Source organism: Paenibacillus sp. PK1-4R, assembly GCF_030369595.1.
In the GTDB taxonomy this organism is placed as follows: domain Bacteria; phylum Bacillota; class Bacilli; order Paenibacillales; family Paenibacillaceae; genus Paenibacillus.
This window is the reverse complement of sequence record NZ_CP126535.1, coordinates 2,753,564-2,777,802: the sequence shown is the minus strand read 5'-3', so window position 1 is coordinate 2,777,802 and position 24,239 is coordinate 2,753,564. Positions and strand designations below refer to the sequence as shown.

The 24,239-nt window shown below is 47.5% G+C and carries 23 protein-coding genes; 2 read left to right on the top strand and 21 right to left on the bottom strand.

Features of this window, described 5'->3' with window-relative positions; all coding sequences use genetic code 11:
• Positions 1–39: 39 nt before the first annotated feature.
• The 8 genes from QNO02_RS12345 to QNO02_RS12310 form a co-directional block, all read right to left on the bottom strand.
• Positions 40–414, bottom strand: coding sequence for an immunity protein PIM1 family protein (locus QNO02_RS12345; RefSeq protein ID WP_289392184.1), 375 nt, complete (start codon positions 412–414; stop codon positions 40–42).
• Positions 415–436: 22 nt separating this feature from the next.
• Positions 437–1,099 carry a 3'-5' exonuclease gene (locus QNO02_RS12340; RefSeq protein WP_091031447.1) on the bottom strand — a complete coding sequence of 221 codons (663 nt, stop codon included), beginning with the start codon at positions 1,097–1,099 and terminating at the stop codon, positions 437–439.
• A 61-nt stretch (positions 1,100–1,160) separates the two neighbouring features.
• Complete coding sequence (locus QNO02_RS12335) at positions 1,161–1,739, bottom strand: histidine phosphatase family protein (RefSeq protein WP_349654648.1); 579 nt, start codon at positions 1,737–1,739, stop codon at positions 1,161–1,163.
• Positions 1,736–3,958, bottom strand: coding sequence for a class I SAM-dependent methyltransferase (locus tag QNO02_RS12330; protein WP_289392182.1), 2,223 nt, complete (start codon positions 3,956–3,958; stop codon positions 1,736–1,738). The genes QNO02_RS12335 and QNO02_RS12330 overlap by 4 nt, the downstream gene beginning before the upstream one ends.
• 28 nt (positions 3,959–3,986) lie before the next feature.
• Complete coding sequence (locus tag QNO02_RS12325) at positions 3,987–4,820, bottom strand: aminoglycoside phosphotransferase family protein (RefSeq protein WP_091031452.1); 834 nt, start codon at positions 4,818–4,820, stop codon at positions 3,987–3,989.
• Positions 4,821–4,833: 13 nt separating this feature from the next.
• Entirely contained in the window at positions 4,834–5,424 is a 591-nt protein-coding gene (locus QNO02_RS12320) for a GNAT family N-acetyltransferase (RefSeq protein WP_289392180.1), read from the bottom strand.
• An 8-nt stretch (positions 5,425–5,432) separates the two neighbouring features.
• Positions 5,433–5,879, bottom strand: coding sequence for a RidA family protein (locus QNO02_RS12315; protein WP_289392179.1), 447 nt, complete (start codon positions 5,877–5,879; stop codon positions 5,433–5,435).
• Positions 5,876–6,778, bottom strand: coding sequence for an AraC family transcriptional regulator (locus QNO02_RS12310; protein WP_289392178.1), 903 nt, complete (start codon positions 6,776–6,778; stop codon positions 5,876–5,878). Before QNO02_RS12310 ends, QNO02_RS12315 begins: the two co-directional genes overlap by 4 nt.
• Before the next feature lie 127 nt (positions 6,779–6,905).
• Between QNO02_RS12310 and QNO02_RS12305 the strand changes: the two genes are divergently transcribed.
• A complete protein-coding gene (locus QNO02_RS12305; protein WP_289392177.1) occupies positions 6,906–8,195 on the top strand; it encodes a Gfo/Idh/MocA family oxidoreductase in 1,290 nt (429 codons plus the stop codon).
• Between the two features lie 170 nt (positions 8,196–8,365).
• Here QNO02_RS12305 and QNO02_RS12300 read toward each other — a convergent pair whose 3' ends face one another.
• Positions 8,366–8,710, bottom strand: a complete 345-nt coding sequence (locus tag QNO02_RS12300; protein ID WP_289392176.1) for a hypothetical protein — start codon at positions 8,708–8,710, stop codon at positions 8,366–8,368.
• A 124-nt stretch (positions 8,711–8,834) separates the two neighbouring features.
• On the opposite strand from QNO02_RS12300, the gene QNO02_RS12295 reads away from it, so the two are divergent.
• The gene (locus tag QNO02_RS12295) at positions 8,835–9,257 is read left to right on the top strand and encodes a hypothetical protein (protein ID WP_133384455.1); all 423 of its coding nucleotides are present in this window, start codon (positions 8,835–8,837) and stop codon (positions 9,255–9,257) included.
• Positions 9,258–9,456: 199 nt separating this feature from the next.
• Here QNO02_RS12295 and QNO02_RS12290 read toward each other — a convergent pair whose 3' ends face one another.
• The 12 genes from QNO02_RS12290 to hxlA all read right to left on the bottom strand — a co-directional run bounded on the left by QNO02_RS12290 (position 9,457) and on the right by hxlA (position 23,981).
• Positions 9,457–12,630 carry a bifunctional cytochrome P450/NADPH--P450 reductase gene (locus QNO02_RS12290; protein WP_289392175.1) on the bottom strand — a complete coding sequence of 1,058 codons (3,174 nt, stop codon included), beginning with the start codon at positions 12,628–12,630 and terminating at the stop codon, positions 9,457–9,459.
• A gap of 298 nt (positions 12,631–12,928) precedes the next feature.
• Positions 12,929–13,483, bottom strand: a complete 555-nt coding sequence (locus QNO02_RS12285) for a glutathione peroxidase (protein ID WP_289392174.1) — start codon at positions 13,481–13,483, stop codon at positions 12,929–12,931.
• 214 nt (positions 13,484–13,697) lie between these two features.
• A complete protein-coding gene (locus QNO02_RS12280) occupies positions 13,698–14,423 on the bottom strand; it encodes a LutC/YkgG family protein (RefSeq protein ID WP_133384452.1) in 726 nt (241 codons plus the stop codon).
• Positions 14,413–15,933 carry a LutB/LldF family L-lactate oxidation iron-sulfur protein gene (locus QNO02_RS12275; protein WP_249910966.1) on the bottom strand — a complete coding sequence of 507 codons (1,521 nt, stop codon included), beginning with the start codon at positions 15,931–15,933 and terminating at the stop codon, positions 14,413–14,415. The genes QNO02_RS12280 and QNO02_RS12275 overlap by 11 nt, the downstream gene beginning before the upstream one ends.
• A complete protein-coding gene (locus QNO02_RS12270; protein WP_091031478.1) occupies positions 15,930–16,658 on the bottom strand; it encodes a (Fe-S)-binding protein in 729 nt (242 codons plus the stop codon). The genes QNO02_RS12275 and QNO02_RS12270 overlap by 4 nt, the downstream gene beginning before the upstream one ends.
• Positions 16,659–16,771: 113 nt before the next feature.
• The gene (locus QNO02_RS12265; protein ID WP_249910968.1) at positions 16,772–17,533 is read right to left on the bottom strand and encodes a DeoR/GlpR family DNA-binding transcription regulator; all 762 of its coding nucleotides are present in this window, start codon (positions 17,531–17,533) and stop codon (positions 16,772–16,774) included.
• A gap of 1 nt (position 17,534) precedes the next feature.
• The gene (locus tag QNO02_RS12260; protein WP_289392171.1) at positions 17,535–19,028 is read right to left on the bottom strand and encodes a rhamnulokinase; all 1,494 of its coding nucleotides are present in this window, start codon (positions 19,026–19,028) and stop codon (positions 17,535–17,537) included.
• A 236-nt stretch (positions 19,029–19,264) separates the two neighbouring features.
• A complete protein-coding gene (locus QNO02_RS12255) occupies positions 19,265–19,780 on the bottom strand; it encodes a DUF2500 domain-containing protein (protein ID WP_289392170.1) in 516 nt (171 codons plus the stop codon).
• A 110-nt stretch (positions 19,781–19,890) separates the two neighbouring features.
• Complete coding sequence (gene pepF, locus QNO02_RS12250; RefSeq protein WP_289392169.1) at positions 19,891–21,693, bottom strand: oligoendopeptidase F; 1,803 nt, start codon at positions 21,691–21,693, stop codon at positions 19,891–19,893.
• Positions 21,694–22,154: 461 nt separating this feature from the next.
• A complete protein-coding gene (locus QNO02_RS12245; RefSeq protein ID WP_062833989.1) occupies positions 22,155–22,514 on the bottom strand; it encodes a winged helix-turn-helix transcriptional regulator in 360 nt (119 codons plus the stop codon).
• 266 nt (positions 22,515–22,780) lie between these two features.
• Entirely contained in the window at positions 22,781–23,344 is a 564-nt protein-coding gene (hxlB, locus tag QNO02_RS12240; RefSeq protein ID WP_047842632.1) for a 6-phospho-3-hexuloisomerase, read from the bottom strand.
• 4 nt (positions 23,345–23,348) lie between these two features.
• Entirely contained in the window at positions 23,349–23,981 is a 633-nt protein-coding gene (gene hxlA / locus QNO02_RS12235) for a 3-hexulose-6-phosphate synthase (RefSeq protein WP_036670570.1), read from the bottom strand.
• Positions 23,982–24,239 lie beyond the last annotated feature (258 nt).

Here is a 24,239-nt window from a genome sequence, read left to right as displayed (position 1 = left end):
TTTATACAAACGAAAACAGCCCTGTTGGTCCTCCCCCGCTTATCGCAGGGGCAACCTGCCTTGACGATAACTTTCCAACAGTTCATTAACAAATGGTTCATGTACCACATCCTGTAACAGTGCAGCGCCAATTAAACCGATATCATCACTTACATACCCCGCTAACTCAGGTTCGCCGGTGAGAGCTAAAGTTTGTTTGAAAGCCTGTTCCCTGCATGCGCGCAGCACCTCTTCTTCAGCCACCGCTGTAACTCGAGCCCATCGTTCAAAAGCTTGCATCCACTCGTCAGCAAATACAGAGGCATCCCTTTCGTCCAGGTAAACTTCCACATCCAGTCCTTCGAATGTCTGCTGGGTCAGAATCCGTCCCTCGTTAAGATCCAACAGTAGCTTCTCCACATCCGTTCTGCTCATTGATCTCTCCTCCAGTTCCTTATCATGTCAGATACATCTCTGGTATAACGAAACGTTTCATCATCTGCTTGGGATCGGCAGTAAAATGATTCAATTGAAGTTTCTCATATTCGCTAAGAATACATTCAAAGATATCAGCGATCACACTACAATCTGCCAAAGCATTGTGCCTGTGAATTCCATCTGTATTCAGATCATAATACCCAATCAGAAAATCCGTTGAGACGACCTCGGTAATCTCAGGATGAATATAGGTAAACATCGCTTTTGTATCTAGCACCGGGTTGGTCAACATCGGGAGGCCATACTCATCACAATGCCGCTTCAAGATGGGCAGGTCATACTCATATCCGGCTTGTGTCACCAGGACGTTATCCCCTATGAATTCCTGAAAGGTCTGAAATGCTTCTACAAACGAAGGAGCTTCCAACATATCCTCATTCGAAATGCCTGTTAACTTGGCCACAGGTTCTGGTATAGGTTTGTTCGCACGTGCAAGTGAAGAAAATGTTGTATTACATTGTTGACCTCTCTGGTAATGCATCGCACCAAATTGAGTCACACTCTCCACCACAGGATTAATGCCTGTCCCTTCGAGATCAAATATGCAGTACATTCTATCCTGTAATGAAGATACGCTTAGATTTTCAATAAAGTATGTATCAGGCAAAAGCGTAATTTTCATCCGTCCAACTCACTCCTCTCCACTATCATTCTGGTTAATACATTTCTCATATATAACTCTGTCACTCCCACAATCGGGTGACCTGGACCAACTTGCGCGTTCCATCAAACCGCAACTTATAGATATCCGGCATCGTAGTACTTTCCCAGAAATCATAACCGTAGGAAGAATCATAGTGTTGTAAAATAAGCGTCATGACATCTCCATGGGTTCCGATGACTACCTTGTGACCCACATGTTTATCCAAAATTTTCTCGATCGCCGTTACTGCTCTTAAGCGAGCCTGTTCACCAGACTCTCCTCCAGGATACGCATACGTAGGATCACGGTACAATCGTTGCTTGGCTTCACGAAAATTATCATGCCTCACATCCGAACTCGATAACTGGCGTTCACGCAGATCTTCCTCTGTCACCACAATTCCACCTGACCGATCTGCCAGAATCTGAATCGTATCCACCGCTCGCCTGTAAGGGCTAGAATAGAACAGTTGAATCTGCTCCCCATGGAGCAGACTGGCAACCGTTCCCGCATCTTGATGACCTTGCTCTGTTAGTCCACGCTCGCGTTCCTGTCCTTCAACATACCGTGACTCCGCATGTCTAACAAAATACAAAACCGTGCTGGCCTCGCTCATCATCCATCCGCCAATCCTTTCTTCTTCTCAATGACAATCAGGCAGGTACTGTCTGGCAAAGGCGCAGGTTCTCCATCTTCCCTCATAAAGATAATTCGTTCACCTAGTGCCTCCGTGTAACCCTCCTGAAGGAAATGTCGTAACGTAATAATGTCGGCTTGTTCACCCAGCGCTTCTCGAATACAGTTCTCATAGGCTGTTGACGTGAATATACCGAACTGCTCCTGAATTTCATGGACGTATGCCTCTTCCCCCCACGTATAGGTATAGAGAAATTCCATCGCATCGTTGATCGGCAATACGACCTCATTGTCTGAGACCCGCTCATATTGAATTGCACGTCCCTGAAAATCCTCTGCATACCGCTCCAGCCAGCGCATCCCATCCGGTTCCAGAAAACGAATCCGGCGCTTCTGTGCCTCCGGTTCACTCATGATGCCATCCCGAATCAGAATTCTTCCTCCAGGTGACAGCACACGGAATGAACTTCTCAACGCTGCCACAACCGTATCAGAATTAAATCTTCTACCGTCCAGTTCAATATATGAATATAGTTCATGCAGAATGGATGAAAAAATAACCGTATCCACAGTGCCCGGCTGCACATATTGCTCCAGTTGCAGGGCATCGCCCTTCATCACTTGCCAGCGATGTCCCTCACGCTGTTTTTTGCGTTCCAACGCTTCAATGACATTGGCTGAGATATCGATACCTATCGGCTCCACTTCAGGTTTTTCCTGCTCAATCAGATCCAGCAGAATTCCTCCACCTGGACCAATATCCAGTACCCGTTTACCAACGATATAGTCAAGCAGTACTTTTTTGTAATCACCGGAGCTGTTCATATCGGATAAATACGTCTCTTCGTTGTGGAAACGGTCATAGGCATCCCGGCGTAATCCGAACAGGTCAAATAACAGCAATACAGCTTTCTCGTATAATGGTGACTTTTCCGCTTCAATACAGAATGCAATCAGCTTCTCAGCCGCTGGGGAAAATTCGAAGGTCACAAACAGTGTATCGGGCAGATCCGCATGACGCTCAATGCGATGTGTTAGATGGGGATAGACGATCTGCTCCCCTGCCGTAATCTGTTCCCATGTATACTGTTCCAAATATTTTTCAATCATTCGTTTCTTGTAAATATTGAGCTTCTTGACACCCTTGTAGTCGTAATACATCGTATTCATCAATGGTTCGAAGCTAATATGGCGAACGATTTCAGATCGACTCTCCATAAATGTTGGATTCATACTTTCGCTGCGAAGCGCCAACAGGAACACCTTCACCATCTCCTGCAACGAAAAATCCTGCATGGCCGACTCCACATACCATAATGTGCGATGAGCCAGTGGAGCCAGCGTCTGTTCTAGATCCAGTTCCGTTTGGAGCTTGGCGTAAGCCGTATCCATAGCTTCTCCCTGCCGAATGGATGAACTTCTTAAGCGGGATAACCGTTCCTTCACGCTCCAGTCCTCATGATCCGGTCCAGCGATAATCCAGCCTACAATTCGCTGTACCTCAGCCTGAACCTGAACCCATAACGCTGGATCAACGCCTGCAATAATGCATTCATTTAATGCCATCAGTATGGTGTGCAGTTCATCTGTAGTAAGCCATCCTTTGACAATCAAGGCGTGAAGCGGAGCATTCTCGGCAAATGGAATCTCACCGCGTATGTATTGACCAATAAGTCCATGTGTAGCAATTAGAGTACGAATAATCTCATGCCTTGGTGTGTGTGAAGTCAGCACAGTATGCTCGCTTATATCTGTACTCTTACTTTGGGCACCACTCGGAGATCCAGGTTGATTTATACTTGTCTCCTTGGTCTTACCTATGTCATTATCCAGGTGGTCTGTCCCTGTGTATAGATCATATAACTGAGCGGACCCCACATTGTGTACAAACAGGTTAACGCCCTGCTTTTGCCATACCCGCCGCTGCTCCCGAGATCCGGCCTTCGCCGTCTCTGACCAGATTAATACGTCCTCCAGAACTTCTCTTACCCAAAAAGAAACCTGAAGTTTCTCCAGCACTTGCAGTGTACGTTCGGTGTAATCCAACACCGGATTTGTTCCCTCAAGTTCGGCAATGGAATGAATGCGTTCGAGGTTAATATGGGGCTTCTCCGCTGCTGCCAGCAGTTGCAACCATTGCTGCTGGTCTTCCGGCGTGTTTCCTGACTTGTATGATTGTATGGCCTTTAATGAATGCAGCATGAATAAGTCCCCTCTTTCTCTACCCTTTTTATATAATATAGTTAGATTCGTCTAACCGACGAATACGTTCCTGAACAAACTTGAGCAGCTGTTCCACCTCTTGAGCAGGCAAATCCTCGTCAAGACGCGCGGCAGCAACTGGCAGCATCCAGGACTCTATTACTTCACGTGTAATCCCGGAAAGTTGCATATAATGATGGATGTAATATTCGACCAGCGATTCACGAGCCGTTTCAAAACCCATTCGTATAGCAGGATCTGTATCTTCCGGTAATGTGCCGCTCATTAATATTACCCAGCTTCGAGCCACATCACCCGCAGGATCACCGGACATACCAGTCATCCAATCGATGACCCAGTATTGATCGCCAGCCTCACTGAGCATAACATTATCAGGGTGAAAATCGCCATGACAGATCTGCTGTTGATCAGGCAATGTTGTTAAGTAAGAAAGGACTCGCGCTTGATCGTCCTCCGACAATAATCGAACATTGCGAATCGCTCCCGATAAAATCTGCTTCTGTAAGGGGAGCGTCCCTTCATCATCTCGCTCGCAATGAAGTCTGTAATGGCAGTCAGCCATTTTAAACGCCAGCTGCTCCAGCAACTCCGGTTGCTGAATGATAAGTGATAACAGGGTAATCCCCTGGATCCGCTCAAAAACAATGCCAGCACGCGACGTAGTATGTTCTATCAAGGATACTGCCTGTGGGACGGGGAGTCCTTTTTTGTATGCCAACTCACTTATTCTGAATTCATTCTGGACGGCTTCGTGAGGAAAATCCATTCGATATAACTTCATAATGTACTCGTTCGAATACGTATAGATCTCCGCAGTTCTTCCCTGACCGATTCGCTCCATACCTGTCCTCCCTTTACCCAAACTCACTGCCTCTGACTTTGGAGAAAACCATACAATCGACCAGCGTACCTGTACTGTCACGCCGCATCTTGCGCAATATACCTTCCAGCGTATAACCCGCTCGTTTGGCTACTTTGGCACTTCGCACATTGCGGGCATCACAGCGGATCTCCAGCCGGTTCGCCTCCAGATGAGTAATGGCAAATTGCTCAATGCCTTTTACCGCTTCTGTCATCAAACCCTCACCAGTTCGCGATGATCGAATCCAGTAACCGATCTCAAAACAGCGTGCATTCCAGTCAATACGATGTAGCCCGCTGCTACCTACGAAATCATCCGTATGTCTATCACGCAAATGTAACATCATGTCGGTACGTTCCAGATCTTTCAGCCTTGCTTTGCGAACAGTCACTTCAGACTCTTCCAATGAAGGGATTTTCTCGGCAAAAGGTAACCACAACCGCAGCTGCTCCGCACTCTCACGGACCGCTTCATTAACGGCTGCGCCATCCCCCCACTGCGGTGCTCGAATCGTGAGGCGTTCCGTATGGAAGCTCTCGGGTATCGTTAACATGATCGGATTAAATGAAGACGACTCTGCCATCGTTATACCTACTCCTCCACTTGAAATATGGAATCTATGATCATCGGCAAGTTGTCCCTCACAGAAACTGCACCGAATACTGAACGGGCGTGTATTCCCTGTTCCCCGAATACCTCCATCATCAGATCCGAGAACCCATTCAGAACCTTATGATGCTCCTGATATGAAGCGGACGCATTGATAAAGCCCTGCACTTTAACCACTCTCTTCACCCGATCCAGTGAACCCAGCACATCTCGAACGACAGCGAGCACCTCCAGTCCGGCGTTTCGGGCAAATTCATATCCCTGTTCTGTTGTGAAGTCTGATCCCAGTTTGCCGCGTTCAGAGGTATCCGGTCCTTTCCCGGATACATACATGATTCCATTGACAATAACGGCATTGGCATATTTTGCTGCGGGCGCGCTGGCCTGTGGTAAAATGATCCCCAGTTCATTTAATCTTGCTTCAATCATTTTATATTCTCTCCCTCTTTTATGGTCCTCACGGAACCCGATTCCTTGTATTCCTGTCGGTAGACTCTTGGTGATACCTGAACGGTACGTTTGAACATCTTGCCAAAATGAGAGAAGTTACTGAACCCCGCAAGCCAGGCGATGTCCGTGATGGATTCTTCACTTTCTCGCAGTAAACGCTGTGCTTCCTTCACCCGTAACAGATTCAGATAATCACTGAAGGTAAAGCCCGTCGTTTGTTTGAACAATCGACTCAGGTAATGCGGACTAATGCGAAACATGCCCGCCACCTCCGGTAATGTCAGTGGCTTCTGATAGTTCTCATTCAAGTAACGAACAACTGCCTGTGTCTTGGGATGAAGAACCGGCTCACGATCATCGGAGCTTAACCTGCCCAAGTGTTGATTCCGATAGGCATGCAGCAATAATTCAATAGCCCGGTGACGGAGCAACAGGTTGCTTCCAGGTTGAGGACAAAGCATTTCATCCACCATTTCGCTAACCATCCGTTTTAGAACCTCCGTGACCTGTGAAGGAAACCTTACAATAGGAATCTCCCAGCAGAAGGGTTCCTTCAAGCCTTCAACTAACTCCGCGGAAATAGCTATGGCTGCAAAAAGCTCAGGCTTCAAATACAGCACCATCCGCTCATGGTCAGGCATGCCACTCTCCAATGTTTTATGAACCGTATTTCGGTCAACAAACACCAGATCACCAGCCTTTACCCGGTAGGTCCGGTCCTTAATAAAATAGATACGCTCGCCAGACAACAGGTAATACAACTCATAATGATCATGCAGGTGGTCATCCGTCATCGAGAAGTATCCAATGCGACGATCATATTCGATATGTAGTAAATCCGTGGGATCATGAAAATCTGCACTGAAAGGTTCTGTCATGTCGGCCTCTCTCCTTTCCATAAATTATAGCAAAATATGCGGCATTTGAAAGCGGTTACGCATAAAATGCGGCGAAAGAAGTACTCCCTTGTTATAGTCTAGAGCTATATTCAAGGAGGCGATAGACATGAGTAACAAGAAACGTTATGTATTAGTCGGAACCGGCGGCCGCGCTGAATTTTTTTATGGTGCTTTGACCCGGGATTACAGGGATACATCCGAGCTTGTCGGCTTTTGCGATATAAATCAAGTCCGTATGAACTACGCTAATCAACTGTTAAAGGAAAAGTACAATTATCCCGAGGTACCCACCTATACTGCAGATCAATTTGATCAGATGATTGAAAACGAGAAGCCTGACTATGTCATCGTAACCAGCGTTGACCGCACCCATCACAAGTACATCATTCGTGCGATGGAACTGGGTTGTGACGTTGTCACCGAAAAACCGATGACCATCGATGAGGAGAAATGTCAGGAGATTCTGGATGCCGTCAAGCGGACTGGCCAGAACGTCAGAGTAACCTTTAACTACCGTTATGCACCGCACCATACTAAGATTCGGGAACTTATTTTGAATGATACCATCGGGAAAGTTACTTCCGTTCATTTCGAATGGCTGCTGAATACCCGCCATGGGGCAGATTATTTCCGCCGCTGGCATCGGGACAAGCGTAATAGCGGCGGACTGCTTGTGCACAAATCCACCCATCACTTCGACTTGGTGAATTTCTGGATTGGCTCACAGCCAGATACCGTGTTTGCATTTGGTGATCTGATGTATTACGGCAGAGAAAATGCAGAAGAACGCGGTGTAACGCAGTTCTACAATCGGGCAACCGGCAATCCGATCGCGAAAGAAGATCCTTTTGCACTGCATTTGGATTCGGATGCTCATATGAAGTCCATGTATCTGGATGCCGAATCAGAAGATGGTTATCAGCGGGATCAGAGCGTATTTGGGGATGGCATCAACATTGAGGATACGATGGGTGTTCTTGTGAAGTATCGGAACAAAGCGATTCTGACGTACTCCCTCGTCGCCTACCAGCCATGGGAAGGTTACCGCATTGCCATTAATGGCACCAAAGGCCGGATTGAAATGAACATTGTGGAGCAATCCTATGTCAATTCATTGGGTGACAAAAGTAAAGAAGGTGCATTAATCGGTAAAACGTTGCGGGTTCTTCCAATGTTTGATGCGCCATATGAGGTTGAAGTGGAAGAGAAAGCAGGTGGACATGGCGGAGGTGACCCGGTTCTGCTGAATGATCTGTTTGGAGAGCCTGTTGAAGATCCGTTCCATCGCGCTGCTAACCACGTGGACGGTGCCAGATCCATTTTGACGGGTATTGCGGCCAATCGCGCCATCGCGACGGGCTTGCCTGTCAACGTCAATAATCTGGTTCGTTTCTAAGTCTCCCGGGTCGTTACCATATACGCCAAAAAGCGCAAGTTGCGAAGGCTTACTGCCCTGCACTTGCGCTTTTACATCTCAATATATTCTGTTGCTGGTATAAGTAAGATCATGGCCAATTTGATTGGAGAAGAACCCTCCCTCTGGTTACAGAGGAAATATCTATCCTTTTACACCTTCCGGTTCCACGCCGGGTGACGATAAAATTCAATCGTATCAATATAATTTACGGTGAACTGCTGTTCCACATCCGACAGGTTCAACAGTTTGCGGTCGATTTGCTTCATCCCCATGACCACATCGTGCCTTAGCAGGTCCATCGCAATTTTGCCTACAAACCCGCCTTCCATCTCTTTATGCTTGGCACGGAACTCTTCATTGTAGATCAGTTCAGGTGTGAATGCCGCTTCAACGAATGCATTAACGAGCGTAAGCTCATTGCCATCCATCTGTACTGCCAGATAATAATTGCCACGCTCATCCTGAATGAGGTCTTTATACATCTCTACGATCAATTAAATCACTCCTCTATTATAAAATGAAACCCCGTTAGCCGTAACGAACATGGGCTATCAAACGTACACCTTCCTACCCCGTGCCTTCATATACTAGGTACAAATGGCGAACGGAGGAATTCTTATGAGCTGGCAGCATCTCCATACTGGAAAAACACTTCAGCAGCGTCTGGCAGAACTCCAGGGGCACCTTGCAGAACTGAATACACCACTCTCCGGGTTGGAACCGGGACGTATTCGTCGTGTCTACCCAAGGCAGTTTATCAAAGTAAACCGCCAAATATTCATTCCACTTAGTCTGAATTCCATTCGGGTATTCGATATTCCTCGTACCCGGCGAGGCGTCAGAGTCGGAATCCGCACGACTTTCCCTTCCTGGAATGCATTTAACAATATCAGACTTGTGGGTGTGGGACTGGATTATCTTGAACTCCAGGGAAAAGGCAGAGTCCCTTCCCGTATATTATTTCCTCTCTCCAGCGTCGAGTCAATCTATCGGCCAACCACCGGAAGAAAAAACCTGAAACGGCCTTGTAGGCGGAAGTAAAGCTGGTTCTTTTCGTAAGCCATACAATGGTTCCCGAATGTCTGCATACGGGTGCTCCCTTCCAATATATAATTATAACCCATGCAACCACTTATCTGCTGAAGAATCATTTTATGTCAAAAAGCGGTGAGAACAGAACTGCTTCTGTATCTCACCGCTCAGCCAGTTACGGATCAAGCTGACCCTTCACATGTGTATATCAGATGCCTGTCCATACATCCTTGGCATAACGACCTTCCTGCTGAAGCTGATTAAGCCACTCTTCTGCTTCTTTCGCGGACTTGCCATGAATATCAGCGTATGCCTGCTGGAGTGTAGCTTCCACATCAGGTGCCATCTTGCTGCCATCACCGCAGATATACAGATGCGCACCCTCTTCAAACAAAGGAATCAGGTGACGGGCATCGTCTCTCATCAGATGTTGTACATAACATTTCTCCTCCCCGTCTACACGGGAGAAGGCCGTATGAAGCTTCACAAGCCCTTCTTGCTGGGCTGCTTCCAGTTCATTTTTGTACAGATAATCATGCTCGGGCTTCCGGCATCCAAAGTACAGGTGGGCTTCGCCAACCTCTTGACCTTGTTCCTTCAATACATGCCTTGCCTGCAAGAAACCTCGGAATGGAGCAACACCCGTACCCGGCCCTACCATAATGACGGGAACCTGTGGATCCTCCGGCAGTTGGAAACCCGATTCCGGTGTCCGCGTGAACATGACGATCTCGTCACCCGCTTTCAGGTTAGCCAGATAGTTGGACGCAATGCCTTTGTATTCTCCCTGCCCACTCCATGCCGGGGCACGCACCACACTCACCGTAATACTTGCCTGGTCAGGCTGAACACGCGGTGAACTGGAGATCGAATAATATCTGGCTTTTAATGAAGGCAGTAATTCCAGGAAACGCTCAAACGGCAGTTCACATGCCTCATATTTCACCAGATAATCCAGCATGGAGATCCGTTTGTTCCGAACTTGATCCATATACACCGATTCATCAAGCAGCGCTTCAAGTTCCTTCTTATGCGGTGGACATACCGTGTATGCTGCCATTTCTCTCAACTGTGCACGAGTTGCCGCTTCCTGAAGCTCAACGCTATGACTGAGCAGATCATACAGGTTCACCGGTTGATGCAGCGGCAGATGCGCGGCACTGCGACCGGATGCATCCAGAACGAGATGCTCCGTTCCGGTAAATCCATATCGACGCAATACACGTTCCACCAGTTCCGGTGGGTTCTGTGGCAGAATGCCCAGATGATCCCCTTCCTTGTAGGTTATGCCTTCAGGCAATTGGATCTCCAGGTGACGTGTGCTGCGTTCACTGCCCGCGTCGTGAAGCTCCCTGTTCTCGAGTACTTTTGCCACATGGGCATCATACGTATCCGCAAGCGGTGTTACGGCGAGCCCACTGACAAACTGTACAGATAGTGAGCTGCGTTCACTATTGGAGCTTGTGTTTAGCTTCAGTCCCATCGTTCGTGCGAGATCCGGCCATAATTGCTCTGTCCAATCCCCCACCTGTTTCTCGAAATCTCCGCTAGCATCTGACTCACCCAGCGGTGATAACCGCTCTGCTCCTCTGGAAGATAACTGTTCATCTATTAAACGCGGAATACGCTGATAGGTGCTGGCCCAGTTGTGGTCACCGCATCCAAGAACAGCGAAACGCACACCTTTGAATTCATTGGCATCCGCATGTTCGATCCACTCGACAAACATCTTGGCATTACTTGGCGGCTGACCGTTATAGGATGCACTGACAATAATGACGGCACCCTCCTTTGGCAGTTTGCCAACACGATCATCCAGCGCAGCGACCTCACTCCGGAAACCCTGATATCTGGCGGTATCCGCAATTTCACGTGCAATGCCTTCAGCTGTACCCAGATTGGAACCGTACAGAACAAGCATCGGTGTGTGGTGTGCATTTGCTGCATCCGGCTCCGTTCTTTTGGCAACCGGCTTTGGTTCTTCGACCGCTACACCCGGAACGGCCATGACTGGCTGCCCCCCACGCGCACGTACACGAATTGTGAAGTTATCCGGTTTAAGCGTCAGCGTTTCTTTCACCTTTAATTGATAATCCGAATGATCTATGAAGTCAAAATGCTTCAACACCATGCCCAGTACCAGCGTTGCTTCCTGAAGTGCAAACTGCTGACCAATGCAGGCCCGTTGACCATTACCAAAAGGTTTATAGGCATCATGCGGCACTTTGCTCGGATCTTCGAACCGTTCCGGGCGGAATTCCTCTACGTCGTCTCCCCATGCTTCGCGGTCACGATGCAGCTTGGGAATAAGTACACTGACGCTGTCTCCTTTTTGCAAAGGATATTGACCCGCAAGTACCGTGTCCTCTTTAGCATACAGAGAAAATGCCGGGGCCGTCGGCCATAACCGCAATGCTTCATTCAAAACCATACGAACGTACTTCAGATTGCGAACCTGGTTGTACGTTGGAACCGGATCTTTCAGAATCTGATCCACTTCTGCTTGGGCTTTAGCCAGCGTATCCGGATTTTTCATCAGATAATAAACGGCGAAGGATAACAGTCCACTTGTAGTCTCATGTCCAGCGATCAGGAATGTAATAATCTGATAACGGATGTTCTCATCATCCAGTGTTTCTCCCGTTTCCGGGTCCTTGCCGCTGAGCATGTGGGACAACAGATCATCTGCCCCTTCCTGCGGTTTCTCTTTGCGCTCGGCAATAATGTGATCCACCAACGAGAACATGGAACGGATATCCTGTTCAAACTGTTTCTTTTTGGTGATCATCAGCTTGTCTTGCAGACGCAGTCGTTGCAATGAACTCATGGATTCATCCAACGCCCGAACCATGCTTGTAATGAATGGATGTGGTTCTTCCCGGTAGAAGCTGTTAAACCGATAGTTGAACCCACACAGGCCAATCGTGTCGAGCGTAAGACGTGTCATATCATCCGGAACGTTAACCGTCTCATCCGGGTTCAATCGTGACCATTTCTGAACCAACTGCACAGCCAGATCAATCATTTTGTTGTGATATCCCTGCATGGCACGTTGACTGAAACTTGGCAGCAGTACGTTATGGGCTTTTTTCCAATTCGGTTCTTCGGTCCAACTCGTAAACAGTCCATCTCCTGCAAAAGCACGAACCTTCGCAAGGGGTGCCCACACACGTTTGTCGAATTTGGATTCATCCGTTACCTCGGCGACCAGTTCGTGACCGGAAATATACAATTCACTTCGCCCAGGGTACTCCATTCGAAAGATCGGTCCATATTCCTCAGCAAGTTTCACCAAAGATTGTACGGGCTCTTCAAAGTTCAATTGCGGCAAATTGCCCAGTGGGCCAAATGTTTTCGGTTGAGGCACTGAAATTGGTGGCATGACACTCACTCCTTCTTTCCAAGTTAAGAGTTCTACAACTAAAAATAATGACTTGATTTACAGACGCGATTACACTTACTCTTCAGATCAACAGATTCAAGTTATTTTTTGCAGTTTTTCATATTTCATCCAGATAACGATAAAACCATCAAAGAACTAACTGACCGAAATGGTATATTGGTCATTTTTGATTAAAAAAAATGGAGGACTTCGTTATCTTCTTTTACCCTAACATTTCCAGTTCTAATCTTCAACAGTCCCAAAGTCATAGGACCTCAGGACAGGGATTAAGGTATACTTATAATTTCTTTAACAGAATTTGAATAGCCGACTCCATCTCTGATGGAGCAACTGTCGTTTCATAACGGCCATGGACGTTCCCATTGCGGTCAATCAGGAATTTGGTGAAATTCCATTTGATCCCGTCTCCTTGATACAATTCTGGATGCTTCTCCTTCAAAAAGGTGTCCATCCACTGTCCTTCTTGCGTATCCAGATCATAACCTTTAAACGGCGCTTCTTCAATCAGATAACGGAACAAAGGATGCATCGATTGCCCAACAACCTCGACCTTCTCCAATATCGGAAAAGATATCTGAAATTGACTCCTGCAATACTCGGCTACCTCAGCGCTACTGCCAGGTTCTTTCTCGTTAAACTGGTTGCATGGAAACGCCAGAATCTCCAGCCCCTGTTCACCATATTTCTCATACATCTGCTGAAGTTCACTGAATTGCCGGGAGTAGCTACACCGACTTGCTGTATTCACAATAAGCAGAACTTTCCCTTTAAAAGCAGAAAAATCACCTTCGTGGCCACCCATAAACGGAACTTGGTAAGAAAATATACTCATCTGTATTCATCCTCCTCTTTCTCTTTTGTATCTCATATGAATTCTATCTTGAGATGGATTATACACCTCTATTGTTAATAGGTTAAATATATAATTAATATAATCTTAATAGTTTCTGACTATAGTAGACAAATAAAAAACTGCCCTCAGCAGACGAATTCTGCATCTAGGACAGTTATCAAAATCATGATGCGCCATCACGTTCAACACACCGTTAACCCATAATTAAACCATATACAATGCCTGGTCCGTGTACCCCAATGGTTAAATCATTTTCAATATCGGAAGATCGGCTTGGCCCTGAAATAAAGTGGATGCCTGCTGGAAGGTTTTCTCTTCCCGCTTCGTCAAATCGATCCAGCGTCTCACCCAGTCTGGTGTACAGTCGATCTACTGGAATAATGATGATGAGTACCGTAGGCAACAGACTCACTGAACGACCTTTTTCCGGTGAAGAAAGTACAGTGACCGAGCCTGTGTATGCTGTCGCATAATCTGCCATGACCACACCGATATCCGCCTCAGCTGCCCGAGCCTTCCAGTTCTCATCCGCCTGACTATTCCACACTGAGATCTGCACATCCGGAAGCTGCTCTTCCAATCCGAGATCTTGTAACGCCTGTTCATTCTGGCGAATGATATATTTGGCACTCAGCTCATGAGATTTGGTGGCAATAAATCGGGACACTTCTTCCATGTTTTGAACCCGGGCAATGTGTGCGCCTACACTCACAAAGTTATCTGTAAATGCTTGAATACGCTTCTCTTCATCCCATTCCAGCCCAGTCCAAAAGTCGGGTGCTCCCCGAAAGGGTTGGGTCGGCGCATGGCGTTGCCTTGGTCTTCTCAATTTCGAAGCAATGTCATTCATGAACTGCTCCTGTTTCTCCATGGACTTCTTCTCCAATTGCGCGAGCCATTGCTGATGTTCAGTTACCATGCTTAGTACCCTCCCCTTCTTCTCGTTCACGAATAATCTGCTCCATACGGCTGCGAACGGAAGAATCCATGGCGGGTTGCTCCTGGTTCAGTTCCTGATCCAGCTTGTTCCATTGTTGCCGGAAGGATTTCTTGGCGAGACTTGGGGCAACCCGATAATTGTTCCAACCTTTGAGAGGACCCAACTTGAGAGAAATGCCGTTGTTGCGTACAACTGCCTTCTGCCCGATCTGTCCCAGGCGTATGGCCGCACTGAAACGTTTGGAATTGGATACAACAGCGGCAAATCCCTTCATGCCCATGCTTTCCATTTTGTTACCATGGCCGTCTTCCACTTTACGCCTGCGTAAATAAACGAGCATATCATGCAATGGAATTTTGACCGGACATGCTTCATAACAGGCTCCACAAAGACTCGAAGCACCCGCAATATCGTTCCATTCATCAATGTTGCCATTGAGTGCAGGTGTCAGTACCGCGCCAATGGGACCACTGTATGTCCCACCGTAGGCATGACCTCCAATATGACGATATACTGGGCAAGCATTCAGACAAGCACCACAGCGAATACAATTCAGCAACTCCTGGAATTCAGGATCACCGAGCTGAAGAGATCGACCGTTATCCACGATAATAATGTGCATTTCATCGGGTCCATCTCCATCCGCTGTACGACGCGGACCTGTGATGCCTGACATGTACATCGTCAGTTTCTGACCTGTTGCGGAGCGCGGCAACAAGGTTGCCATGACCTCCAGATCCGTCCACGACGGGATGATCCGCTCCATGCCCATCAGTGTAATCTGCGTTTTCGGAACAGTGGATACCATACGGGCATTGCCTTCATTTTCGAACAAAACCATGGAACCTGTCTCTGCAATCGCAAAATTGCAGCCGGTCATGCCGATATCTGCTTCCAAGAATTTCTCGCGTAACTTTTTACGTACAAATCCAGCGAGCACCGTTGTGTCCGGCTCCAGAATTTCACCCGCTTCCTTCGATAACAACTCTGCAATCTGATAGCGGTTCTTATGGATGGCTGGAATGACAATATGAGACGGGGCTTCGCCTGCCAGCTGAATAATGTATTCACCCAAATCAGTCTCAATGGCTTCAATGCCCGCCGACTCCAGCACATGATTCAGATGTACTTCCTCCGACACCATCGATTTGGACTTTACCACCGTAGAAGCCTGCTTGTGAGCCGCAATATCCAGCGCAATCGCCGCTGCTTCCACCGATGTATCTGCAAAATGAATATGAACCCCGTTCGCACGGGCGTTATTCACAAATTCATTCAGATAATAATCCAGATACGCAATCGTATGCAGACGAATCTGACGGCCACGCTCCCGCCATTCATCCCAGTTTCCATGTTCTTCTGAGGCAGATTTCTTCCCGTTACGCAATCGTTCTGTCGTGAATTTGACCGCTTTACGCAGAAAATCATCATTCAAGGCCAGTCCGGCACGTTCTTTGACCGTAGTATCCATAACTCCCGGTTGGCTCATCCTGTTCGCACCCCCTCATACAGTAGTTCCGCCAGATGCATCACACGCACCGGTTCATTCCGATAACGCAGATTACCTGCGATATTCATCAGACAGGCCATGTCCAGACCAACCAGCACTTCAGCTTGTGTCTCTTTGACATGATCAACTTTCTCCGTCACCATCGCTCCCGAAATATCGGACATTTTAATGGCAAACGTACCCCCGAACCCGCAACAATCCTCAGCGAATGGAAGTGGAACCAATTCCAGACCTTTTACTTGAGAGAGCAGCGCCATCGGTTCATCCTTCACACCAAGCAGACGGCTGCCGTGGCAGGATGGATGATAGGTTACTTTGTGCGGAAAATGTGCGCCCAGATCGGTTATCCCGAGTACCTGAACAAGGAATTGAGTAAACTCATAGGCTTTGGCTTCCAATCGTTTTGCCTTTTCCAGCCACACCGGTTCATCCGCGAACAGTTCCGGATAATGATGAATCATATACGTACACGATCCGGATGGACAGACTACAAAATCACTGTCGTCAAACGCTTCAAGAATCGTTTTGGCCGCTACCCGAGTCTCATCCCAGTACCCGCTATTGTAGGAAGGCTGACCGCAGCAGGTCTGAATCGGCGGAAAATCCAGCCGAACGCCATGAGCGGCGAGCAATCTAACCATGGCTTCCCCCACTCGGGGATAGATGGCATCGCTGAGGCAGGTAATGAATAAGGAGACCTTCATAATTACACGCTCCTATTAACTGATTAGTAGATAAATTGACTAAGAATATTTGCACTAAACACTCCGTTTCGTGTAAATGTTTAGTTCAATTTATATAGATAAAATTTAAAAGCTTAAACCGTAATAATCCCTATGTCGTATCCACTCAAACGGTCAGTCTGTTCAGCCTCCAATGGCTGATTGGTAATGATCGTATGGACTGCATTTAACCCGGATACTCGGGCAAAAGCACGGACACCAAATTTACTGGCATCTGCAAGTAAGATGACTTGATCGGATATGCCAACCATCTTCTGCTTTAGCCTTGCCTGGAGTTCATTGGATTCACTGATTCCGCCACCTTCGAGATGTACACCTTTGCACGACATGAACATTTTATCCACGTGATACGTTTCCAGAGAACGCTCCGCGAGCGGCCCAACAAAAGACAACGAGCGAGCTGCCAGCTGGCCCCCTGTTGAGATGACTTCAACCTTGTCACGGCTGCTGAGTTCAGTGGCGATTTGGATCGAGTTGGTTAAAACCGTCAGCGGGAAATCCGGCATGTTCGCTGCCATATAACCTGCCGTTGTGCTCGCATCCAACAGAATGCGATCACCCGGATGAATCATCGCCAGAGCCGCTTGTGCAATGCGCTTTTTCTCTTCCGCATGGGTTGTCTCCCTGATCCGGTAAGGGATCTCCGGTTGATCTTCCTTCACACTCACTGCACCACCGTGAGATCGGCGAAGTCGTCCTGCCTGTTCCAGCCGATCCAGATCCCGCCGGATGGTTTCCTCCGTCACCCGGCAGCGCTCACTAAGCTCGGATACACGCATACTGCCCTTTACGTTCACCATCTCCACAATTCGGTCATATCGCTCGGCTGCCAGCATGTTACACCTCACTCCCCGCTTGTGAATTAGATGAAACCGTCACACGCAGAAATCTGCCGTAAGCATCTTCCCAGATTGACCTGTCCTGCGACTCATACGCAGTTACCGAAAATGAATCACGAATGGCCTTACGTGCCTCCCAGATATCTTTAAAAGCTCCGCTCGCCATCCATTGCACAGCCATATTCCCGATGGCACTTCCCTCTGCCGGACCTGCCCATACCGACTTGCCAATGGAATTTGCAGTCCACTGACATAACAGTCGGTTCTGGATACCTCCACCGACCATATGCAATCCGTTGAACGTCTGTCCCGATAATTGTTCCGTCCATTCCAGGACTCTCCTATACTTCAATGCCAGGCTCTCCAGAATTGCCCGGGCAATAGCCCCCTGATCCTCTGGTACCACTTGCCCTGTATCACGGCAATACTGACGTATTCGGGTCGTCATATCTCCTGCTGGCATGAACAGTTCATCATCCGGATCAAACAAACTGGCAAATGGAGGTGCCTGTTCCGCCTTTGCTAATAACGCATCATAGCTAATTCCCTGCCCTTGGCGGTCCCACTCCCGCATACTTTCCTGCAAAATCCATAAGCCCATAATGTTCTTCAGCAGACGGAATGTTCCACCCGCCCCGCCTTCATTCGTGAAGTTCAAGGCCAGACTCTCGGTACTAATCGCAGGATGATCTATCTCCGTACCCATCAGGGACCAGGTTCCACAGCTCAGATAAGCAAAAGAACGTTCCGTTGCAGGAACAGCCACAACGGCTGAACCCGTATCATGCTCCGCAACAGCGATCACGGGAATCGGAGACAATCCCAGATCGTTACAGATACTGCTTCGCAATTGTCCAACACGGGTGCCTGGCAGCACGGCTTCACCAAACAGTTTCTCCGAAATACGAATATGCGCCAGCAACTCACTATCCCACTGCCCCGCTGATGGATTGTATAATTGTGTTGTGGTTGCATTGGTGAACTCATTCACCGCTTCCCCTGTCAGGAAATAACGTAGCAAATCCGGAATCATGAGAAAACGCTCTGCTTCATGAAGTAACGGGGAACCGCTGCGTTGAAGCGTTGCCAATTGATACAAGGTATTAAAGCTAAGAAACTGAATCCCTGTACGTTCGAAGATTCGCTGAGAGCTCAGCTCTTGGCGTACCTGATCCATCATGCCGTTAAACTGTGTATCACGGTAATGATACGGGTTACCCAGCAACTCACCATTACTGCCAAGCAAACCAAAATCAACGCCCCAGGAATCGATCCCCAGGCTCTCCGGCTTTTCTCCCTGCTGTTTCACAAGGGTAAGCCCTTGCAACAATTCATGATGTAATCGCAGAATATCCCAGTGCATCCGCTCGCCAACCTTCACCGGTTCATTCTTGAACCGATGAATTTCGCTTGTTTCGATCCCACGATCATTTAGATGTCCCAGTAACGCTCTCCCGCTCCCAGCGCCCAAATCATAAGCCAGCACACTCACCGCGCTTCACCAACCTTTCGAACCCATCCTATTTTCCAAACGGCATCTCTTGAATTCAGTCCGTAACCCTGTACTTTATTCTGTATTTATTGTTTGTTTGTTTTTGTTTAATACTGTTTTACTTTATTTTACGAGTATATCACCATTGTAAGCGTTTGAATACCCTTCGGTTTTTCTTTCTTTTGGGCATAGCAAAAACGACTCTCTCCCAGCTGGGAGGAGCCGCAGTTCTTTTTTTACGTATAAAATTGACCTTTGCTTACCCCCGACTGGGGCTGTACATCTCTCTCAAAATGCTTGAATCGTGTCCCCTGATACGTCAGCATTCCTCGATCATTTTCCACCATCATGCCATAATGGTTTCCGCCAACAATCAGTTCAGTGCGCTCCCCATTGTCGAATTCAAATGTAACATAATACCGGGTAGTCGCACTGCTATCGCCGCCTCCACCTGAGACTTCGGTTCGTTTGGCCACCACCGTTGAATGCAGGGTTAACAAGGCCGCTGTGTTATTCGATGACCACGTGCGTACCCCTGAAATAATTACAAAAACAATAACTCCCGCAATGATGAGAAATATGCCGCCAATGAAAATCGAAGCAAATGCATTCATTGTAGCAAACTCATTGAATCCCGAAAAAAAACCACCCTGATTTCCTTCAAAACCTGGTACTCCATTCATGTCGTCAAACACACCAAAGCCGTCTACGCTTAATCGGCCCATCGATGAGGACACGCTCGTTAACGCCATTCATCATCGTTCCTTTCCCCTTGCAAAAATAAGATGCACCGCCCCCACGCAAGGAAGGCGGTGCATGCAGACAACCCGTTCTGCCTTGTCCGTATACTATATGAACCAGATCAGGAATACAGACGTTCAAGTTCGTCGACCAGACTGCCGACATAAGCAACCGCGGAGCGAATCGGCTCAGGTCCGGACATATCCACACCCGCAAGCTTCATTAACTCCTGTGGTGTGAGACTTCCACCAGCTTTGAGTGCATCAAGCCAGCGATCTACCGCAGGCTGTCCTTCTTCCCGAATCTGCTGTGCTGCCGCTGTGGAAGCCGTCAAGCCTGCCGCATAGGTATATGGATAAAGTCCCATATAATAATGAGGTTGTCTCATCCACGTGAGCTTGGCCCCTTCATCAATTACCAGATCAGGTCCCCAGAATTCGGAAAGGATGTCTCCTTTGAGCTGACTTAACGTCTTCGCCGTAATGGGCTCATCTTTGGTTGCGCGTGCATAGACCCTGCGCTGTAATTCACCTTCCAGCAGATGTGTAACAAAGTTATGGTAATACGTATTCAACAGTTGCAAAATGACCCAGCGACGCATTCTCGGATTATCGGAACGTTTCAATAGATGATCTGCCAGCAGCATTTCATTCATGGTCGATGGTGCCTCAATGAAATAAAGAGATGGCCGTGTATTCGTGAGCCGTTGGTAACGTCCCGCAAGCATGAAGTGGCCTGCATGCCCCACTTCATGGGCAAGTGTAAATGCTCCACGCATATTGTTTGCCCATGAAATTAAGATATAGGAGTGTGAACCATATATAGAGGAGCAAAATGCCCCTGTGGATTTGCCTGCATTATCTGCGTAATCCACCCAGCGATCACTGAATGCGCGCTCTACGATCTCGCCATACTCCGGCCCAAGCACATCAAGTGCTTCTCGAATGAGTGTGCACGCCTCATCATATGTAATGGCAGGGCTAAATTCAGGATCAAGCGGCGCCTTCAGATCACAAAACATCAGTTTGTCCAGACCCAGCTCACGTTTCTTGAGAGCCGCCAGTCTGCGCATATGAGGTGCGAGTTCCCGCTGGATAATATCCAGAATATTATTGTACATCTCTTTGCTCACTTGCTGTGGGCTGAGAAGCATATCTGTAACATCGTCGTAACCACGCAGCCTGGATAATACAACCTGTTTCTTCACTTCGGTTGCATAACCTTCTGCGAACGTATTTTTGTAATCATTTAATTTCGAGCTGAATGCAGCATAAGCAGAACGGCGCAGCTTGGTATCAGATGACATCTCATAATTATTTTCATAGAATGACCAGGACAGTGGACGATTATTGTCCTCTCCATCAAGAGCATCGTCAAACGTCATGTCTGCCAGTTTACCGCGCAGATAGATACGGTATGGCGAATCCAGCACCTCTCCAAGTGAAGCGAGTACCTTCTCGGTCTCGGGCGTAAGCCGATGTTCTTTTTCTCGAATCAAACGCTCCAAACTGCGCGCATACGGTTCCAATCCCGGAAGTTCTTCAAGGTAACGTTCAACGGTTCCCTCCGGCAGATCAACGATCTCCGAATTGACAAAAGACAAGGACGACGACAGATTTGATAGGATATCTCCTGCTTTAGCTGAATTCTCAATATTGACCGGATTGGTGCTGTCCTCTGACTGCTTCAAGCGGGCATAAGAAGCCGTCTTGGCGATCCGCTCCTGCAAAGCTTCACGAGCATCCAGACAAGCCAGCAATTGTTCAGCGCCTTCGCCAAGACGTCCTTTGAACGTTTCGATCTGGGCAGCAGCCTGAGGAAGTGATCGAAGCTCCTGCTCCCACTCTACATCGTTTACAAACAAGTCTCTCAGATCCCAAGTGGTTTCTGGGTTTACCTCAGCACGTGTACGTATTTTTTCCATCTGTATATGTCATCCTCCTTGCATTTCCAATATCTCTCATCGTATCATATTCCAGTGCAAGGGAGTATAGATTGGACTAAAGATTATTCACACTTACCACTCCGATGACAGAACAACCTTCCGATCGCTCTTATCCCCAGATTTTTTGATTCCCTTTTTCAAAGGTGAAAATCCGGTGATAAAGGCGACCGCTCCGCTTCTTCAGGTTCTTTCTGTCCTCTACGTTCTCGTGTGAATGTTTAGTTCCATCTATACAAAAGGGGTATCTAAGATAAAGGCCAGTATGTGCTTGCGATGTAGCTTTCTTTCAGAAAGCTTTTAGCTTCGCTTCTTCAAGCTGTTTCTGTCCTCTCCGTTTCGTATAAACTTTTGCTCATGTGACCATGGTTTGAAAGCAACTAAAAAACCGCTGGTTTATGGAAGAATCCATTTACCTAGCGGTCATTCTGAATATAACTTATTTAGCTTTCTTTCCAGATTACATTTTCGCCGTAATTTTTACCCCAGTTATACATCGCGTGCAGGACGGGCATCAGGCTTTGACCGTGATCTGTCAACGTATACTCCACCCGAGGAGGTACCTCTGCATACACCTTGCGCTCAATCAACTTGTCTTCCTCCAGCTCACGTAGCTGATTGGTCAGCATCTTCTGGGTAATATGAGGGATTAGGCGTTTCAGCTCACTGAAACGTTTGGTACCTTCCAGACCCAAATGCCACAAAATAATCAGTTTCCATTTGCCACCGATCACCGCAAGGGTCAATTCCTTCTCACAGTTGATTTCTTTCAGATTAATCCGTTCCTTGACTTCGGCTGCCATGGCTCCGAGCCCCCTCATCTTCAATCTTATATCGCGTATATTACACATATCACGGGGACACTTCACACGAGGTAAGCTTTCCGCTCCATGCATGATGTAATAAGTACATTCATTCAATACAGCTATCTATTAATTCTACTACAGCCTGGTCGGGATGCAAAGTTTAACTGTAAATCACGGATAAAACCTAACAGATGAATGACTATGTATCGCAGAAAAGACCAGAACCCTTCATAATCAAAGGATTCCGGTCTTTCATCTATTCACTATTCCAGGTTCGCGTGGCGGCCAAACATATCCGCTCCGGTCATCCCCTTCATTTCCATCATCGTAAGGATGAGAGCATCCATACCGATTAACAGTCCTTGTTCAAACAACGAGCCCATCGGCTGAATGGTTACTGCCGCTCCGGAAGTTGCTGTGTCCTCTTTGGCTGAAGCCGGGAGACGCACTACCGTAGTCGCCAATTTCCCAATCGTGGACTCTGGCTTAATCGTAATGAGACCTACAGGTGCACCAGCTTGACTAGCCTTTTGAGCCATGGCTACCAGACTGCCTGTCTCTCCTGAGCCAGAGCACAGCAAGAGGAAATCCTTCGAGCTGATCCCAGGTGTTACGGTCTCGCCCACCACATATACACGAAGCCCCATCTGCATCAGTCTCATGGCAAAAGCCTTTCCCATAAGTCCTGACCGGCCTGCTCCTGCTACAAAAATCTGTTCCGCAGCCAAAATGTGTTCAGCCATCGCTTGCATCTCTGCATCATCGATCTGGCTTAACGTACGTTCCAGCTCCTTCAAGATGTCAGCTGCGTACTGTGTTTTGCTCATCTGCTTACCCTTGTTTAACGAGACGTTGCATTTCAGCTGCAACTGCCGCTTTGTCTGCTTGTCCTGTGATACCGCCGCCTACAATAACCAGATCCGGTTGTGCTTTGATTACTTCTGGCAATGTTTCCAGCTTAATTCCACCAGCAACAGCAGTTTTAGCATTTTTCACAGCTGCTTTGATCGTTTGCAGATCTTCGAACGGGCTTTGTCCTTCAGCTTGCAGGTCATAACCTGTGTGTACACAGATGTAATCTACGCCAAGCGCATCAATCTCACGAGCACGTTGTTCAAGGTTAGGCACGTTGATCATGTCCACAAGAACTTGTTTGTTTTGTTTTTTCGCTTCTGCTACTGCACCTTTGATCGTACTGTCATTGGTTGCCCCAAGCACAGTGATCAGATCCGCACCAGCCTCAGCTGCTTTCATGATTTCATAACCACCAGCGTCCATGATTTTAAGGTCTGCAAGAACTTGCAGATTAGGGAATGCTTCTTTCATCGCTTTTACCGCGTGCAAACCTTCATTAATAACGATTGGAGTACCAATCTCAACGATATCAATATATTGTTCAACCTCTTTAACCAGTGCGATACCTTCAGGGATATTTACCAAGTCAAGCGCCAATTGCAATTTCATCATTTATTTCTCCTTTGTTGTTCAAGTATGATTCGTTCCTGTAAAAATAATAATCAGATATTTAGCCTGCACCAATTTGTCTGTTCAGATGCATGCAGTGTTTGTTTTGGCTACTCACTCATTGTAGACCCTGACTATCCATTCAGGAAGTACGCACTTTGAAGTGGGGTAGTTACTTGGGCGATACTATTGATAATTGTTGGTTGTTAGGTGAATCAAATATAGAATTAATCCTCTATTCCAATCCGCCCGCTTACA